The sequence below is a fragment of the Chitinophaga sp. RAB17 genome (assembly GCF_052114225.1).
Taxonomy (GTDB): Bacteria; Bacteroidota; Bacteroidia; order Chitinophagales; family Chitinophagaceae; genus Chitinophaga.
The window spans coordinates 350,943-368,613 of sequence record NZ_JBFREI010000006.1 but is presented as its reverse complement, the minus strand read 5'-3'; the positions used below and the strand labels follow the sequence as shown (position 1 = coordinate 368,613).

Sequence of the window (17,671 nt, the reverse complement as noted above, 5' to 3'; positions counted from 1 at the left end):
ACCTGATCGGCAGAACATGACCACGATCAGTATTTTTACTATTTATGATCATAGTTATTATTTATTATGAGCGATAAACAGTGGAAATGGTAATGTTTGCATCAATACGTCTGCCATACTTTCCCTGAACCACCGGGAAACAGTACTGCGTCTATAGGCTCCCAGTACTGCGATGGTCCCTTTCGCCTCCCCTAACATATAGCTTACAATCTCCTCTTCCGGAATGCCTTCCATTACCTTATACCCGGCATCCGGGAAATGTCTTTTAATAAATTCTTTTATAAGATGCTTATTCTCCAGATGATTTCCTTCAGGATTCACGGATAACACAGTGGTGGGCAATGTTTGCAAAGAAGTCAGCAGGTAGTTATACATTTTTATAGCATATACGGACGATGGCTCCCCATCATACAACAACACTACATTATTGATATCACTGAAAACCGGAGGCACCATTACCTGGGTAGGCACAATAAGTACAGGACATTGCACATCTGCCAGCAGATCTCTTATAAAACGGGTAGGCGGCTTCATATCATCGTGCACAAATGCTTCACGGGCATCCACAATCAGCAAATCTGCATAAATACTCTCTTCCAGCGCAGCCAGGAGCGAAATATTTCTATTGCGATGAACACTGTAAACAATTCCTGCTTTCTGGCAGGCTGCCTCAAATATGCCTGCAGCCGCTTCGCGCTTCTCATTGTCAGCGGCTTCAAGTTGTCTGATGGTCGCCTCGGCTGTTCCTGCTTTCAACAATTGGTACAAACTGAAACTATTATAAGTAAAATCCTGGCAGAAAACCCCAGTCAGGTGGGCCTGCTGCCGTTTCGCAATCAGTATGGAATAGTGGAGGGTACTCTCTGAAAATCTGAGTCCATCAAATATGGCGGCTATCTTCTGCATGGTCATCTTATTTTATTCAAATCTACCGCTGGAAAGAAAAATGAATTATGATCCCAATTAGGGCAAACCATGATTCTCGTCATCACCCGAATGATGATGTGAATCAAGAATAGATATGACCGGCATCATTTATCCACGGCTATTTTTCCTTTAATTTTAATATCAAACAAGAGAACTGATTTCCATTGATCATATTTTAAAATTAATATCATGCATGCAAATATTTTCTCCCTCACCTACCTGATAGCCAATACCGTCAGCCTGGCGATACTGATAACTGCTATTTTCTGGCCTCTTATCGCCCGGCTCCTGCTGGCAGTGCTCTTTATTGGTGCGGGACTCTTCAATGCCTTCATGGCGATCCGGTCACCAGAACTGTTTATGGCATATGGAGCAATGACTGTTTCAGCCGCTTACGAACAGTTCATTTATGGCGCATTTCGTGATAATACCACCGCTATTGTCGTGTCTATTTCTTTATGTCAGCTGGCAACAGGCATTTTCATTGCTGCCAGGGATGCACTGCTGAAACTGGGATTAATTGCCGGAATAATTTTTCTGCTGGCAATAACCCCGCTTGGGGCGGGCGCCGCTTTTCCATCCACGCTTTTGCTGACTGCTGCTGCCATCATATTACTCTTTAAGGAAAGATATCTTTCCGCACACCCGGTACATTTCCCTTTACATCACCCTTTTTTAAATCAAAAAATATGAAAAAAGCGTAGGAAAAACATATCGTCCCGGCGTTATAATATCACCATCAGTCACTTTTTTAATTTTAAATTCAACGGTATGTATGTGGCCTACATGGATACGATCTGGAAAAAATAACTTATCGCAATGCCGAACATGTTTTAGGATTACGACGCTTTATTACGACATAAGCCAAAAAGCCGGCAGATACAATATCTGCCGGCTTTTTGGCTTATGCTGCATATCAGGTTACACTGAATATCTGCTTTAGTTTGATTCCGTATATGTTTTGAAATTGTTGAGAATTGCCTGCCAGCCACCCTTTTGCATCTCAATCGGATTTTCCTGTTCCGCGTCAAATGTTACAACAACTTCGGTTTTATCTCCCTCCTTGTTAAAGTTAACGGTTACCTGTCTGCCATCCGGCATAGTATAGGTAAATTTTTCACCGTCAACAATTTCATTATAAGTAGCTTCAAAGTCAAAGCCAAAACTCCCGTCTTTCGCCTCCATTCTTGCCGAATATTTACCGCCTATGCGCATATCATTTGCAGCTGCCGGGCATTGCCAGGAAGGGTCTGCAAAATTCCATTTTGTAATGTGTTCCGGTTGGGTATAATAATCCCAGACTTTATGAGTATCTGCATTTATGCTGGCGGTAACTGTAACCTTATTGCTCATATTTTTACTTGTTTATCGTTAATAATAATTGGTCTAATTTTTCCAGGGTTGCCAGCATCCCTTGTTCCATGCCCATCTGCACCACCTGTTCCAGATCTGTTAAAGATTTGTAGGTGACGATTGTTTCTACCAGAGCGTTTTCACCTTTGTCAATAAAAGTCACCAGCCACTCGGCGCTGGGCAGGTCTTTATTTATTTCACCTTCGGCATTAGAGAAAGCATCTAAGGAAGTGTAGTAGTCAATCGGCTTTATTTTCAGATACGTTGTATATCCCCAATATTCTGTACCGTTGGGTTCTACCATAGCGTAATGCCAGTGCCCCCCTTCACGGAAGTCCATTGATTTAGTTTTTGTGGTGAGTGGAGCGGGCGCAAACCACTTGTCAAGCAATTCACTTTTGGTATAGCAATCCCAGATCAATTGCCTGTCGGCTAAAAACTCACGTCTGATGGTCAGCGTATTTTCTTTCTTATCTACGAGGAAGTCGAATTGCAAATTGTTTTTCATTTCTTTTGTTTTTTAATCGTTGCCAATAGTTGATCGAGTTGATCGAAACGGCTCTCCCAAATCTTCCTGAATTGTTCCAGCCATTTGTCAATCTCCTTCATTTTATCAATTTCAAGCTGATAGAAAATTTCCCTTCCCTGATATGCCTGTTTTACCAGTTCGCATTCGGTCAATATTTTCAAATGCTTGGAAATTGCCTGCCGCGTGGTATCAAAATGCTCAGCGATAGCATTAGGTGTCATTGCATGTACTGCAATCAAAGCGATGATTGCCCTTCGTGTAGGGTCGGCTATGGCCTGGAAAATATCTCTTCTCATTAAAGTATCGTTTATGTACCGGGGCCCGATTGTGGGCATCAGGCCTGGTACCATCAAATTACTTTCCTATCATGGGCAGGTACTTTCCCCTGTTATCAATTATTACCCAAAAAATGACTGCTATCAACGCAAATGCAATAGGCAAAGCTGATGGAGCCATACTGATGCAGGCAAGGAGAATGCCTGTTAAAACAGGTAAGATCACAATTGCGCCAAGCGCCCTGGTCCTCCCGGGTATCAATAACAAGCCACCGAGCACTTCTATGGCGCCAACCAATGGCATGAGCCAGCCTATTTCCATAAACGCCATCCCTGCTTTCACCATTTTATCAGGCATGTCTTTGGGAACCGGCATATAGTGAAAGAATTTATCCAGGCCTGCATTAATAAAGAGAAGGCCGGTCAATAGACATAAAATAAAGAGAATTTTACTTTTCATCGTTATTATTTTAATTACGCAACTAATCGGTTGCAAATATATGCGCAACTGATTGGTTTCTCAAATTTTTTTTTAAATTTTCAGGAGATAGAAATTTGGGGGCTATAACCGTTATGAGAAATGCTTCTGAAATATGGTCGCAAATAACCCGCAGACTGTCGTATTTAGCCTCTGTCGAAATCAAATTTTCCTTCCATCTTTACAACACTGAAATGAACAGGTAAAACTAAGTGGAGCAGCGACCACTACAAAAACGGGCGGAACCGAAAAGCCAGACGAGTAGGAAATGAAAATATGATGTTATGTCAGACAATAATGTTTCTTTGCACCGGGTTCTCAAAGCATCTCCGGAAAAGGTATACCGCGCATTCACCGAAGCGCTGGCCATTGCTTCCTGGCTGCCTCCATATGGCTTTCTTTGTACCGTTCACGAAATGAACGTAAAACCGGGAGGTACCTTTAAGATGTCATTTCAAAATTTCACCACCGGCAACGGTCATTCATTCGGTGGAGAATACCTGGAACTCAAACCCAACGAGTCGCTCAGGTACACCGATAAATTTGATGACCCGAACCTGCCCGGTGAAATGGTCACCACCGTTTTGCTTCGGAAAACGTTAGTAGGTACAGAAATAAAAATTACACAAACAGGCATTCCTGTTGCCATACCCGCAGAAATGTGCTACCTGGGATGGCAGGAGTCACTGGAGAAATTAGCGAAGCTGGTTGAGCCTGAAATACCAGATGCCTGATCCGCCTGAAAGCTCCGCCGGCCCTGTAATGATGATGTGTTATGATAGAAATGAAACCTTGCCGGCATAAGGCCCGCAAGGTTTCATGGCCCGGAACCGTTTTAAGTCATTATCAATAATAAATATCCACGATACCGTTAGGGGTACCCGGTGTAACAACAGTAGCGTGTTGTCCACAATCGGTGACCGCATTGGCCACGCTCCACGACAACGGCGCCTGTGCACTGCCTACCTTCAGCTCAATTGCACTGAGCCTTGTTTTAGCCGTATTCGGATAGTTGGAGCAAGTTGCAACGCCATAGGCTTCCAATGATTCAGCAGCCCAGTAAAGCTTGGGAATGTTGTTAACGGTAAGCGTAATGGAGGGATAACCTGCAAAAGCAGAAGTGTAGCTATAAGTGCTACCACTTCCTCCAATAAGACTCATGATACCCTGCAGATTAGTACCAGGAGCTACCCGTATCAGGTTGCTGAATACGGAATTATTACCTACATACCAGTTGGCGATCGCCCAATAGTTACCACCACCGGCGGCAGACGGTCCCCACTGCAATACAGGTTGCAGGATGTTGTTGGCATTCTGTAAACCATTAAAGAGGAAGATCGTTTGACCGGAATTTACCGCCGGTGCAGGCGGAACTGTCCAGTTAGTATTAAAATAAGAAATAGGCGTAGCCGAAGTGTTCGTCCAGTAAGTGTAGGTGATCCAGCCGGAACCGAGTGGGAATATATCCTTTCCGGATTTCTTTGCATTACCAGGGAAAAAAGGCGTGTTCCCACTTGTTTGTTCAATAGCACCGTAATCGGCTACCACTTTACCCAGGCGGTCATACTTACGAAGCCTGTTGCCATCTCCACTCAGATATTCGCCGGTTTCAACATGATGTACCAGTGACTTATGCACCCAGCCTGCAGGTGTAAGTACTTCGTCCTGGTGACTGGTTGTTTGCACTTTATCGGCAGGTGCGACTGCGTTATCGGCTGAGGTGCCGGATTGCTCTTTCTTACATGCAGTGAATATGGTAGTACTCAACAATAGAAAGGAGAGAATGTATTTGCTCATAAAACAGGGTTGGGTTAAAAAAATGATTAAGAGAGAAACGGTTGATTGGGTTATTACTAAAGTAAAGTAACTCACTGCAAATATGTCACAGTAATCATTTAAAAGCAGGGGGCGCTATGCCCCCTACTTTATAGTTTTAATTTCAATCCACCATTCACTACAAACCCATCCAGCGGGGCGTAAATGTCTCTGAATACGGGATGGGTTACCGTGCCCGTATAAATGCTATCAAAGCGCGTTTGCCGGGTATCCAGCATATTTTCAAAATTCACGAATATTGAAAACCGCTCCCATAATTTTTCAGCCATAAACCCACATAACCAGTATTGTTTTCCCGTAGTACCATCACTCAATGGCTGCTTACTGTAATAGTATGCCTCCAGTCCAACTTTCCATTTATCTTCTATTTCATACATCAGCACATTGTTCAGCCGGTGACGGGCCGTTAAAGGATTGTCACGTTTTACTCCCTGCTCCGTTATCTGTGCATCTGTAAAAGTATATCCAATAAATAGTTTGAAATCTCCGTATCCCAGCTTTACATTGGTTTCCCAGCCTTTGGTATCCATATAGCCATTCACATTCACCAGGTGATATGTGTTAACCGTGGCGGCTCCCATTAATAACGGATTATTTATCCGCGTATAAAAAAACAGCTGATTAATACTTAAACTTAATTTATCAGCAAAGAACGCCGTACGATAATTGATGTCGAAGTTTCCACCGTATGATTTTTCAAGGGCATTGTTGTTTGCATTGACCGGGAATACATTCCTGAACTGAATCCGTTCTGTTTCTTCTGTGAAAATAGTAGGCGTTTTATATCCTAAGCCCCCGCCAATGCGTGAATTAACTTTCGGCGAAATTTTGAAAAGCGCAGAGATCCGTGGGAGCAATACAAAACCATAGTCTATCACATAATCGCCCCGGATGCCGGTTTCCAGCTGCAGCCACTGGTTAGCCTTCCAGGTGTTTTGAATAAATGCTCCTACCGTTTGCTGATTATAATTCCTTTTGGGAAATGAATCTATGGAATGCTCTTTAAAATTATCTGTATAATAATTTAATCCCCCGATCCACTCCACATTTTCATGCTGATTACTATAGGTTGCTTCCGAGTAGGACGAAAGTTGTTTACCATCAAAGACGTAGTCCGGAATGGTGATAGTGCGCTGGAAATTATTGAACGAATTTTTTACCGTCAGTGTACTATGTTCATTCAACTGGTGTTCTAATGCAAGCTGGGTAGAAAGTCTTGTACTTTTATTTCTTTCAAAATAACTATGTGTACTGTCGCCACGCCCTTTGATATATTTGATATCTCCACCGGTCCTGTCTTCAAACACACCGTTTACACCTATATTCAATTTCGTTTTAGGGCTGAAATATATAAACAGCTTTGGATTAATAACGTATCTGTTGAATTTCGGGATAGCGGTGAATGGCGTGTTCCCCGGGGCATATGGTTGATTACTGTTGCGGGAAGCAAAGACTGTTACACCAACCTTCTCAAATTTCTGCCCGTAGTAACCACTCAAATCTAGTCCGCCGGCAGAAGTACCATTTAGAAAGAAACGTAGCTCCCTTTCTGCCGTTGGCGCCTTTGACACCAGGTTCACAAGCCCGGCTATAGCACCGCCACCATACAAAGTTGAGGCAGCGCCCTTTATTACTTCTACCTGTTTTAAATCCAGTGGTGGTGTTTGCAACAATCCTAACCCTCCGGAAAAACCTGCATACAAAGGAAATCCGTCTTTCAATACCTGTGTATATCGCCCATCCAGTCCCTGAATGCGTATGCTCGCGTTGGCAGAGGTGGCGGATACCTGTTGTGTTTGAATACCGGTGCTCTCATTCAGCATCATTCTGATATCCCCGGGTTTCATATTTCCTTTTTCTTCCAGCTCCTCCCCTCCTATAAACTCTACTCTTGTAGGAATATTCTGAATGGTTCTTGTACTGCGGGTGGAAGAAATAACCACTTCTTCTATGTCTTCTCCTTCATGCTCCAGCAATACCGTGAGCGTATCTGTTGAAAGTGGAAAATGAAGCGGCTGATCATATTCCCTGTAACCTACAAAACGCACTATTAACTGATGCTGTTCATCTTTGATATCTGCGAATACAGCTATTCCTTTTGCATCCGTTTGTGTTCCGTTGTTGCCCTTTATAAGTACAGTAGCACCAGCCAATGGCGCTCTGGAATCTGCATCTCTAACAGACACAATTATTTTATGTTGTGCCAGGCCCATGACAAATGAGCATAGCAAAACTGCTAAGAAAGATATATGTTTCATTCTTTGTTTGATAGTAAATAAAATATATTTCACCATTCGCTGGTGATCCCTTATCGTTATTGCATCGGTCACTGCAACTATAACAACCGGGGCGGCTGGAAGATGGGCAGGCGGGATTGAGAGATCGCGTTTTCCTTAAATGGGCGAAAGACGGATTGTTTCGTGGTATATACCGGCTTTGTAGTCCAGATGGTGGCCTCTGGCAATACTATTCCGTGGCAGGTGCTACAGGCGAAGAATGGAGAGCATGGGCAATCCTGCTTCTGGTGGTCCGTCTCATGTTGATGATGACCGCTCGTCGCCTCACCCGTTGTACACATGAAGTTATCTTCCTGGCAATCGCAAGGGATGCCGGAAAGTATCACTACATACAATGAAAACAACAGGAGCAGCCATTTCATGGGGCGAAAATATAAAAAAACAGGGATTTTCTGTTCTCTATTCTGTAAAGCCGAATAATTGACTGACCTGATAAACTAAAACAAGACCAGGTGGTATTACTACCATCTGGTCTTGTTTTATTATCCGTCCAGGTCTTCGTTCTGTCTGGAGCAAAAGAATGCACTGACTTCGCTACGCTACCTCAAATGAAAAATCGGGTGGCAGCGACTTCACGACTATTCCATCGTATAATTCACTACCATCCACGCACCTGCAATCGTACCTTTTACCGTAGCAAAATTCTGTACTGCAAAGCTATAGTCGATGTGATCACTGGCCAGTTTTACATTACCTGTAATCGCACTAACCGGATCTATCAACTGAATCTGCGTACCAAATTTACCGGCGTTCTTCGTCATAGCCTGGGCAGGGGCGCCATTGACAGACACCATCAGGTTGCCACTGTTACTGGTGAGTACAAATAATGCTACGCTCTGTACCGTTACTTTGATCGCACTGTTTTGTGTGAAGTAAGGTAATACTGCTTTTGTTAAGCTGCCACTGAAGGTACCACTGCCATTCATAAATGCATACCAGTTATCCGACATTTCATGCCGCAGGTCAAACATGCGGAAGAGACCAGCCGCCGGCACGCTATCTACAATTTTCTTAAACAGTATCTTCAGATAGTCGGTTGTTTCCTTTTTGAACAATCCACCACCCTGCCGGGATGTATAACTTATCTGTATAATCACATCCGTGATACTCTGGTAATCGAATTGTGCCAGCGAGGATGGATCATTCATTTCCAGGTGCCAGGAACTGATGGCACCGGTCCCTTCAAAAGGCAGGTATCGGTCGTCATGGAAACTTAGTTCAAACAATCCTGTATCATTCTGCGCATGGCTGGTGCCAATAGATTGGATAGCGCCAAGGTTATATGTAAACCGGTCGTCTCCTCCTGCTTTTTCCACGTATTTATCATACGCATCTGCTCCTGCAGGGTTCAGCTGTGTATTCCTGCGGTATTTGTTGCTAACCTGCGACAATGTACAGGATATTGATACCAGTGGTCCACTGATACAAGGTATACTCACAGAAATGGCTTTAATGCGACGCAGATAATGACCCGGATAGTCCATGTCGAATAACATTTCCGGAATATTGATATCGCACTGACCTGTATTACGTAGCTGCAACAGGGCTTCTGGTGACAATGCTGCTACTGAGATATTTTTGGTCAGTTCAAATTCACGTTGGTTATTATGAAGATAGTTGGATTCCAGCCGTTTCACATCGAGCAGGAGCCGGTCACCGGACAGGAGTCCTTTTTTCATAGTATCCCAGTAGTTATACTGAATCACATTGCTGTCTGCCGCCAGTTCAAACTGATAACATTGTTCCGCTTGTTTGGCCATGGCAAATGCCAGCTGATATGACTGGAAGTAGAGCGTACTGATTTGCCCTGTCATCCATGCATACAGGTCTCTATTGGTATACTTACTGGTCATGAATGTATTTACTTCCTGTGCCTGTTGTATCCTTAGCTGTTGGGTAGTTGTTTCCTTGACGGCAATGTCCTTGCGGATATCCGCCACTACTATTTGCTGGTCCATTTGTTCCAGTTCCAGGGAAGCCATGTCTTTCTGCAGGCCCCAGTCGTCCATTCTACGCTGATAAGCACCTATGTTACCGATAAGGCTGGAGGTAGAATGCAGGATGCCGGCGATGCCACGGAAGAGGGTACCGAATTGCCCGGTAGAACTACCCACATTATTACCACCAAAAGAGACGGTCACCACTGGTGAGCCTCCAAAACCTGCACCACCACCGGTGATAATCGGTATCATATGGGTGCCGCCGGAAGTGGCATCCAGTACGGTGGCTACTATTTCAGATATAATAGCACCTGCCGAAATACCTGCCTGTGCTATTTCCCAACCATTCATAAAATCGCGGCTGCTATAGTAATCGTATTTTTTCTGGGAAATCGCTTTGGTTTTCCTTAATGCTTCGATCGACTGTGTAGCCTCTTCCACCTGCGTTTGTCGGATCAACAGTAACTGCTGTTGTAATTTTATTTCTTCTCCCGCTCTTAACAGCGCCAACGCTTCATTGTCTTTCTTTTCCAAAGCAGACAACAAGGCTGCGCCAGTGGCTTTCACCTGTTCTGCCAGTTCAGTGGCTTTCTGCAGTATTACACGGAAACGGTATAACGGCAATGGTGCATTGAGCATACTGGTAACAGTACTGATATCCAAACCGGCGGCGGCAGCGCGCACCAGCATACCGGGATCTATCGGCGGTGCAAACAATGCCAGTACACGGTGTACGCCGTTGATATCTTCACTGTTCCGTATCTTGTACAACCTGTCATCTATCGTATCCCAGTAAGACAACAATTGCTCGTTGGCAGGTATGCAGAAGTAAAGGGAAGACACCGTATTATGCGGAGTAGGTAATTCTGCTCCCTTATGCGGCAACACATTCAGGTCGGGGACCAGGTTTTCCAGGTCTACTATGGCGTTACTGAAAGCGTCCAACTTCACCTCCAGCTGATTGTAGGTTTCATCCGGAACGGGTACCGCAGGAGGAATGATCATTGGCTTTGGTCCGAGCAGCTTATCTGCCAGGATATATAACTGTGTCGCCTGTACGAGTGATTCCATGGTATTCTGCATAAACAGGTTGTCACCCCAGGCGATCAGGTTATCGAGGTACTTCATGAGCAGCGCCTTTTGATAGGCCAGTGGCCGGGTGCGGGCTACTTCATGTGGCATAAACGGATTTTCCCGCCAGCTCTCCACTGCATTAACCAGATCCTTGTAGACCGTACCCGTAGGGTCGCTCGCAATATCATTCATGATGGTATCGATACGTTGATCCACGTAATCAAAGAATTCATGGAAAGGCTTGGTGATCCAGTATTTCTGCGGAGCACTGCCACCTGCGCCGCCAATAGGATTAAAGATGTAGTGATACCATTTACGTGCTTCTTCAAACCGCTGATTCTGACTCAACTGGTTGCCTATGAAGAAAGGCAGGTGATAAAATAATTCCCAGTTGTAGGATGAATAACTTCCGTCCGCATCGAAGTCGATATTTTCTACGGGGTAAGGGGTTGCTACCGGCGATTGCGGCTGATAGGTGGTATCAAATTTAAAGCTGTTCACCTTCGATTGTACATCATACGTCATGATAGCCGGCAATCCACCCTTGTACACGGTACTCTTGATATAACATACCAATGGGTGATAGAAGTTGCGGAACATCAGCTGTGGCTTATGTTTCTTATAAAAATCCCATTCCGCTGTGAGCCGGATATATTCTGTATCTGCGTGCAACTGCTGCAACATTTTATTGAAGTCATGCGCAGGATCTGCTATCAGGATTTTAACATACTTGACTACCAACGCAATGAGGTCAGTAACAAATTTGTAGATATCACTGAAGGTGCGTGCATTGGTGCCATCTTCACCGAAGAAGCCAGGTATGATCACATACTCCCTGGATCCATCGGCATAAAAGAACGGCATAAAACTAGCCATCGGCAGCACCAATCTCCTATGACCACCGAACTCGTTATTGGTAGGGTAGCTATTCTTAGCTGACATCAGCTCGAGTGCTACATAAATCCAGTCGATCAGTGAGAACTCGTGTGGATAAGTGATCCGGAAGATACCCGGGGTAGCATTAAGAACAGGATCGAAGTTGTAAGGACTTAATATGCTCCTCATCGAGAGGGTATCAAGCGATCTGCTATCGTTTTCCCGGTACTGCATCTGCAGGAATTTGGTGTCCATAAAATCCGGGATAAAATCGAGATAAGGAAGCGACTGTTCGCCCCAGTAGGCCACTTCAGGATAACCTTTACATCCGGTAAGATTGAACATACCAATGGCATGGTTATCAAAAGTGCAGAGAATACCATAGCCCACTGCCCCCATGTCGAAATCCAGCATACGGAAGGTATCTTTCACCGGATTGAGATCAGCATAATAGTTTGTGTGCAATACATCCTGCGAAGTCCGTTTGGGTTGCCATACCCCATTGATACATTCACTGGTGGCCAGCTGTATTTTATACCGCTTCAATGGCGCTGGCGCTGCCTGGTTGATAGGTGTGCTGGGAATAGACACGCTCTGGCCCTGTTGTATTTCTTCGGTGGGCAGATGCCAGGCCAGGAACAGGCGGTTGTTAAGCATGTACGCCAGCAGGTGGTCACCGGAAATATCTACATCAACTTTGGTCCATGGCTCCCACTTGCGTTCTTTCACCCCTGTGCGATAGTAGTAGGTACTGCCTCCGCGCACCCGTGCAATAACGTGCATGGTATAACTGCTTACATCATAATAGCAGGCCCTTACATCGAGGGTGGCTACATCATCCAGTTTTTCCAGGTAATGTATGGCCGCTGTTTCTACGTTGTCATCTGTCACTTCATTTTGTTGCAGTTCAGAGATCAGGTCGGCAAAGAAATAGGATTGGTCGGCACGTAGTTCAGGCTGTATCCAGTTTTCCGGGTACAGGAAAATTTTCCGGTTGGCTACCCATACCTGGAAATTCTTCATCCAAATCCATTGGCTCCAACCGTCATCATTCGTTACATCTGCAATAGCATCGGGCTCCAGTGCCATCAGGCAGCGTTGTATGAATAGTTGAAGTATGCCGTGTGCCATGACGATACGGGAACTTGGCTGCCCGGGTTGCATCAATACGTCCATCAGGAAATAGTCGTACAGATCATTGGATCCGTTCAGGTCAGGGTTGGATGCCAGCAGGTAGGCAACTAGTGCATCTCTTTTCCGCGGGCGCAATGCATCTTCCACCGGCTGAATAACGTTCAGCCATTGTTTGTCATCATATTTATTACGCAGCGCCTGTGTGATCAGACCTGCTTCCACTTCCGTGAGTACAGGCTGGATGAACTGTGTAGCCGTGGCTGTTGGCACGCCCAGCAACCTTAATGCTGCCGTAGCAGCTTCCAGTCGCAGATACGTAGCCGGAAGTTTAAAATCCGCCGGGTACGTATAGCCGTACCAGGTAGTAAGGTCGCTGATGTCTGCAGGATCCCATCCTGTGAACAACGTGAGCGCCTGGAAAGTATCCGGCTGTGAAGCGCCCGATGCCACCTGTCCCCATACGTCCGTCCAGGATAATACCACATTGGCATCAACAGGGCTTTGTACCGTTCCATAATTTTGCATCAGCAACAGTGCTTCCTGCCATTTTACCCATTTACCAAAATCAGCCGCCGGCACATCTCCCGTATACCGAAGCGTATCAGGTTCCAGCCAGCCCATAGTAGCATTATTTTGAAGGAACCATTGCAGGTCTTTCGCGGAAATGCTGATCTTACTGAGATAACTGACCATCAACTTCAGCAGGCGGGTGGCCCGGTATTGTGCATCAAATGCAGCTGGTGTTATCACCGGCGGAACAGGCGGTGTATTTAAGGCATCAATCAGCGAGTCGTCCGACAGGATGTCTCCAAGCAATGCAGCAGGGCCGGGGAATTTCAGTGACCCATATTGCAGCAGTACCTGGGTGATCACATCCGTTGTACCAAATGTACCCTGCACCGCATTGTACAAAGCTGTTTGTTTACCGGCATGAAAAAGGTAAACGGAGATGGGGGTACTGAATGATTGTATCAATGCGTTCTGTGCGGCAGGCAGACCAGGATCCCCCGGCAACAACGCCAGTAACGCGGTAATTTTAGCCTGGATATCAAGGGTACTGAAATAACCTCCCAGGTTGGCATCTACATACGCCTGTGGAGTTAGTGTATCCGCGAAAGCACTGCTGATGATAGCCATGATCTTATCTACCGCAGCAGCAGACAGACCGGGTAACAGGCTCATTTGTTGTTTGAGTCCATTCTTGTTTTCATCAGGAGACAATGCAGCATTAAATCCCGACCGGGTAGCATTGAAGGCCTGTTGATACGCCGTCTGTAAAGCAGTCAGCCAGGTGGTAATGGTAGCATCCTGCATCGCTAATAAACCGCTGGGATCACTATTCTGCAGGAACCATTGCAATTCACTCACCGTGAAACCTGCCGTCTGCATAAACCGTACACTGGCCACAAAAGCGCTCGTATCAGCAGGTGTGGTAAATAACGGTAAAGCAGACAACGTACTGAATGTAAACATATCCGGCAACTTCAATCCCAGCAGGTTGGCCAGCAACGCATGACGATACAGGAAGGCCAGGTTGTCGCGCGTCAGCGTTGTATCTGCCGGGTTTAACCGGCTAATGAGAAAAGTAATATCATCCGCCTTCGCCTTCAGGCTTAATCTCAGGGTAGTAAGATGTGCATTTAACGTATCACGGGTACCCAAGGGCAACAGCTCATTAGCCGCGATATTTTTAATTGTAAATGCTTCATCTATGGGATTGGTCGCGATCCTGTTCAGGTACACGGAGGTATATAATGCAGCTGGTTGCTGTCCATAAAAAGACAATGCCTGTTCCAGTGTAATACCAAGACTGTTTTGCAGTTTGAATAGATCTACTATCACCACCAACGTGGCATCATTGAGTTGTTGATTACCCAACGCAGTATACATGATCATACTGTTCAGGTTATCCATGCTAACTCCTGCTTTCCGGTATAACCGCAGGAAACGATGCATGCGATCCAATGCCGCTTCATCGAGGTTGGCAATTATTTTCTTTGCCGTATCACAGGTATTATCCAGGTGCTGGATAAAGAGGGTGTTACCGGGATTAATGAAAGATTGATTCAGCAATTGTTGCAGGTCTACATAACTCAATCCGCTTTTCTTTAAAAACACATCTACCTCCTGCAGGGTAGACAGCAGTGGAAGAGCGCCTGTGCTCCAGTAGACAGCCTGTCCCGCGGTAGTGGTATCGGAGGTAACGATCAGGGTTCTTTCTGCCGGCGATATTTTCAGGTACACAGCTGCTTTGGAAGGAGCATCCGGACCTGCGGTATTACCCAGGGTGTTCATCAGATCAGCCCGTTCAATACCTACAATTTCCAGCAGGCTATTGCCTCTTTCCTGGTAGATATCAAAAGGAAGCCCGAAGGAAATGTGTGAGACAGCAAGCGTATCATACGCATCCCCATTTACATATTCCGGCGCAGCATTTAGTTCTGCAGCACTCAGGTGTGTTTGCCGCAATTGTCTTACCCGCCAGCCCGTGCCTTCTGCGGATATTTTGGTCGTACTTTTTGCATCCCGCAACATATAAGTATCTACACCGGCAGCAGAATATTTCGGATACAGCAAGGCCTCATCAGTCACATTCTTTATACCATTATCTGTAAGGCCTTTCAGCAGGTGGGCATTGATTTTTCCTTTTACCATGTCGGCGGTAAAAGTATTGTCGAGTAATATACCTAAGTCGGGATTCACTGCATCTTCCAATACTTCGCATACGAGATCTATATAAGGAATAGGGGTATTGGCATTATCACAATTGAGATCGATATCGCCGATGTCCGGACGTCTGGCAAACAATACGTCTTTAGCTGTTTTGGTGCCATTGGCCAGTAAGCGATTCTTCAGGAACTGCAATACATCTGCCAGATAAGCAGCCGGGCCGTATACCGATCTGCAATCCATGCATTCGCAAAGATCTATTTCCTGGAACAGGCTTTTCAGGTTAGGGAAATCTTTCGATATCTGTTCTATCTTCAACGACAATGCCTCTCCATTCAGCGCTTTCAGTTTACCTGCACCCGCATATTCCTTCAGTTCAGCGCCGAGTGTTATGGCGGCGGTATGGATGTTCACCGCTTTCTGATAAACGTCGGCTGCTTCCTTTTCGGTAAACGTCTGGTCTTTACTATACCTGGTAACGAATTGTTTCTGCCCCAGTCCTACTATATGATAAGCTGCTGTTAACTGATCATCCTGCAATTTTTTTGCTTTACTATAATCAGGTGTGAGCTTATACAGTCTTTGCAGGGAGCGCAGTTGTGCTTTGTCGTTGTCAGACACCTGGGTATCTTTCAATTGTGCATCTATGGATTTACCGCCAAGATCTACATCCGGCAACTGTTTCAGTTGATCCGTTGCCACAGGTTGATCTCTTTTGAAATCAGCCATGAACGCTACATGCGGATATTTTTGCCGGAACCGGCTTTGCAGTATAGTAGCATGCGTGTGTAATGCATCTTTACTGGCGGTCATGCTGGATCTTAGTTGCTGATTGGGAAGACGGTTCAGCAAATCTTTCCACTCTTCGGTAGATAGTGCCGCCAGTTGAGATACGTCTTTTTCTTCTTTTATATTAGCTGTCTCTTTCACGTGCTGTATCAGGGTTTCATCGGTACCCAGCAAACTGGCGATATTAATATCTACCGTTGCTCCCTGTGCTGCGGTGGCATTCAGAAAAGGATTGGCAGCTACCAGGTTGTTCAGCAGTTGCGGCAGATTGCCAAAGGCATTTTTACTGATCAGCTCTACCAGGCTTTGGTAAGATCCGTTCCTGATACTACCCATAATCAGGTTAGCCCACTGCTGTGGTCTTTCTTCCTGTATATATTTCTTTGCTTCTTCCCGCAGGTCAAGTAACTGGCGCAGCAGACGGGGCAACGTTTTACTGATGTCGGGGATGATATTGGCAGCGATAGCATCCGCAATAGCTGCCTTGATGATATCGGAATCTATCAATGCCGTTTCATACACCAATGCTTTCACATCGGAGGAAATGCTGATGGCCACACGTGTGGTCAACCATTGCTGCAGATCATTCTTCAGTAAGGTACCTTCCCTGAACAAGCCATAGAAGAAGGCCGGTTCAAACTGAAACTGTTCCTGAATTTTAAAGGACAGCGCCAGGTATTCGATGCGGTTATAGTCGATACCTGTTTCCCTGCTCAGGAAAGTTACATCCGGGTGCGCCGTTGTTTCTTCCAGGGTATCCAGTGTTATTTTGCCTGTTACGGGAGATAGTATCTGCAGGTAGTTTTCGTATTCACTGAGCGTACGTCCGGCTCTTTCTTTCAGGTGAATATCGATATTCACTCTACTGGGCGCGTTGAATACAACATCGTTAATCCCTGTTTCAAATAGTAGTTGTTTTTTCTGATATACTCTCATCAATATATCTGCGCTTTCATACTCATTTTTTTCCACCACCTTTTGATCGTAGGGAATACTGTATTTTCCGTCGGAGTCGGTGATCGCTTCTCCTAAAGCAGTTTCAGAGCGGAGGTCTTTATCAAATGCTTTCACCGTAAGGCCGGGGGCCGGTGTATTATCGGGTTGAAAAACGGTGCCTGTTACGATGGCGCTTTGTACGTTCGCGCGACTACCTTTCGCTTCTACCTCCAGTACTATTTCTTCCACTGCTTCATGAACATTCCAGCTTTTGGTATCGTGGCTGCCGGAGAGTATAATTTCTTCATGCCAGATCCGGAAATAGATCTGCGGATTATGCCGGAGTAATTCCTGCACCAGGCCTTCGTTGAAAGTCAGCAGAAACCGGCCATTTTCGTCGGTCATTCCTTTGGCGAGCGGCACATTGATGAGTGCTTCTGTGCTCCAGGCCTCAATCCTCAATCCTTGGAGGGGGTGACCTGTTCGGGAACTTTTAATGTGCCCTTTGATGAGGTTTGCTTTCATTTTTTTGGAATTAGAACAATGAAGATGGATTT

At 45.4% G+C, this 17,671-nt stretch carries 11 protein-coding genes; 3 read left to right on the top strand and 8 right to left on the bottom strand.

What is annotated here, in order from left to right:
- Positions 1 to 57: 57 nt before the first annotated feature.
- A complete protein-coding gene (locus AB4Z08_RS21175; protein ID WP_441575776.1) occupies positions 58 to 906 on the bottom strand; it encodes a universal stress protein in 849 nt (282 codons plus the stop codon).
- A 210-nt stretch (positions 907 to 1,116) separates the two neighbouring features.
- Here AB4Z08_RS21175 and AB4Z08_RS21170 point away from each other — a divergent pair, with 210 nt between their 5' ends.
- The gene (locus AB4Z08_RS21170) at positions 1,117 to 1,620 is read left to right on the top strand and encodes a hypothetical protein (protein ID WP_441575775.1); all 504 of its coding nucleotides are present in this window, start codon (positions 1,117 to 1,119) and stop codon (positions 1,618 to 1,620) included.
- A 246-nt stretch (positions 1,621 to 1,866) separates the two neighbouring features.
- Here the strand turns inward: AB4Z08_RS21170 and AB4Z08_RS21165 are convergent, their stop codons facing one another.
- Genes AB4Z08_RS21165 through AB4Z08_RS21150 form a run of 4 tightly spaced genes read right to left on the bottom strand, consistent with a single transcriptional unit; the run spans position 1,867 to position 3,544 of the window.
- Positions 1,867 to 2,280 carry an SRPBCC family protein gene (locus tag AB4Z08_RS21165; RefSeq protein ID WP_441575774.1) on the bottom strand — a complete coding sequence of 138 codons (414 nt, stop codon included), beginning with the start codon at positions 2,278 to 2,280 and terminating at the stop codon, positions 1,867 to 1,869.
- A 4-nt stretch (positions 2,281 to 2,284) separates the two neighbouring features.
- Complete coding sequence (locus AB4Z08_RS21160; RefSeq protein WP_441575773.1) at positions 2,285 to 2,788, bottom strand: SRPBCC family protein; 504 nt, start codon at positions 2,786 to 2,788, stop codon at positions 2,285 to 2,287.
- Positions 2,785 to 3,105, bottom strand: a complete 321-nt coding sequence (locus AB4Z08_RS21155) for an ArsR/SmtB family transcription factor (protein ID WP_441575772.1) — start codon at positions 3,103 to 3,105, stop codon at positions 2,785 to 2,787. Before AB4Z08_RS21155 ends, AB4Z08_RS21160 begins: the two co-directional genes overlap by 4 nt.
- Positions 3,106 to 3,163: 58 nt before the next feature.
- On the bottom strand, positions 3,164 to 3,544 hold the full coding sequence (locus AB4Z08_RS21150) for a DoxX family membrane protein (RefSeq protein ID WP_441575771.1): 381 nt from the start codon (positions 3,542 to 3,544) through the stop codon (positions 3,164 to 3,166).
- A gap of 302 nt (positions 3,545 to 3,846) precedes the next feature.
- Here AB4Z08_RS21150 and AB4Z08_RS21145 point away from each other — a divergent pair, with 302 nt between their 5' ends.
- On the top strand, positions 3,847 to 4,296 hold the full coding sequence (locus tag AB4Z08_RS21145; RefSeq protein ID WP_441575770.1) for an SRPBCC family protein: 450 nt from the start codon (positions 3,847 to 3,849) through the stop codon (positions 4,294 to 4,296).
- Between the two features lie 112 nt (positions 4,297 to 4,408).
- On the opposite strand, the gene AB4Z08_RS21140 is transcribed toward AB4Z08_RS21145, so the two are convergent.
- Both AB4Z08_RS21140 and AB4Z08_RS21135 read right to left on the bottom strand, forming a co-directional pair.
- Entirely contained in the window at positions 4,409 to 5,359 is a 951-nt protein-coding gene (locus tag AB4Z08_RS21140) for a hypothetical protein (RefSeq protein ID WP_441575769.1), read from the bottom strand.
- Positions 5,360 to 5,487: 128 nt separating this feature from the next.
- Positions 5,488 to 7,656 (bottom strand): TonB-dependent receptor, encoded by a 2,169-nt coding sequence (locus AB4Z08_RS21135; protein ID WP_441575768.1) that lies wholly within the window; start codon positions 7,654 to 7,656, stop codon positions 5,488 to 5,490.
- A gap of 116 nt (positions 7,657 to 7,772) precedes the next feature.
- Here AB4Z08_RS21135 and AB4Z08_RS21130 point away from each other — a divergent pair, with 116 nt between their 5' ends.
- On the top strand, positions 7,773 to 8,033 hold the full coding sequence (locus AB4Z08_RS21130; RefSeq protein ID WP_441575767.1) for a hypothetical protein: 261 nt from the start codon (positions 7,773 to 7,775) through the stop codon (positions 8,031 to 8,033).
- Positions 8,034 to 8,273: 240 nt separating this feature from the next.
- Here the strand turns inward: AB4Z08_RS21130 and AB4Z08_RS21125 are convergent, their stop codons facing one another.
- The gene (locus tag AB4Z08_RS21125; RefSeq protein WP_441575766.1) at positions 8,274 to 17,639 is read right to left on the bottom strand and encodes a neuraminidase-like domain-containing protein; all 9,366 of its coding nucleotides are present in this window, start codon (positions 17,637 to 17,639) and stop codon (positions 8,274 to 8,276) included.
- Positions 17,640 to 17,671 lie beyond the last annotated feature (32 nt).

Coding starts and splice junctions, on each gene's coding strand:
- AB4Z08_RS21175 (WP_441575776.1), bottom strand. CDS start 906: ATGCAGAAGATAGCCGCCATATTTGATGGACTCAGATTTTCAGAGAGT.
- AB4Z08_RS21170 (WP_441575775.1), top strand. CDS start 1,117: ATGCATGCAAATATTTTCTCCCTCACCTACCTGATAGCCAATACCGTC.
- AB4Z08_RS21165 (WP_441575774.1), bottom strand. CDS start 2,280: ATGAGCAATAAGGTTACAGTTACCGCCAGCATAAATGCAGATACTCAT.
- AB4Z08_RS21160 (WP_441575773.1), bottom strand. CDS start 2,788: ATGAAAAACAATTTGCAATTCGACTTCCTCGTAGATAAGAAAGAAAAT.
- AB4Z08_RS21155 (WP_441575772.1), bottom strand. CDS start 3,105: ATGAGAAGAGATATTTTCCAGGCCATAGCCGACCCTACACGAAGGGCA.
- AB4Z08_RS21150 (WP_441575771.1), bottom strand. CDS start 3,544: ATGAAAAGTAAAATTCTCTTTATTTTATGTCTATTGACCGGCCTTCTC.
- AB4Z08_RS21145 (WP_441575770.1), top strand. CDS start 3,847: ATGTCAGACAATAATGTTTCTTTGCACCGGGTTCTCAAAGCATCTCCG.
- AB4Z08_RS21140 (WP_441575769.1), bottom strand. CDS start 5,359: ATGAGCAAATACATTCTCTCCTTTCTATTGTTGAGTACTACCATATTC.
- AB4Z08_RS21135 (WP_441575768.1), bottom strand. CDS start 7,656: ATGAAACATATATCTTTCTTAGCAGTTTTGCTATGCTCATTTGTCATG.
- AB4Z08_RS21125 (WP_441575766.1), bottom strand. CDS start 17,639: ATGAAAGCAAACCTCATCAAAGGGCACATTAAAAGTTCCCGAACAGGT.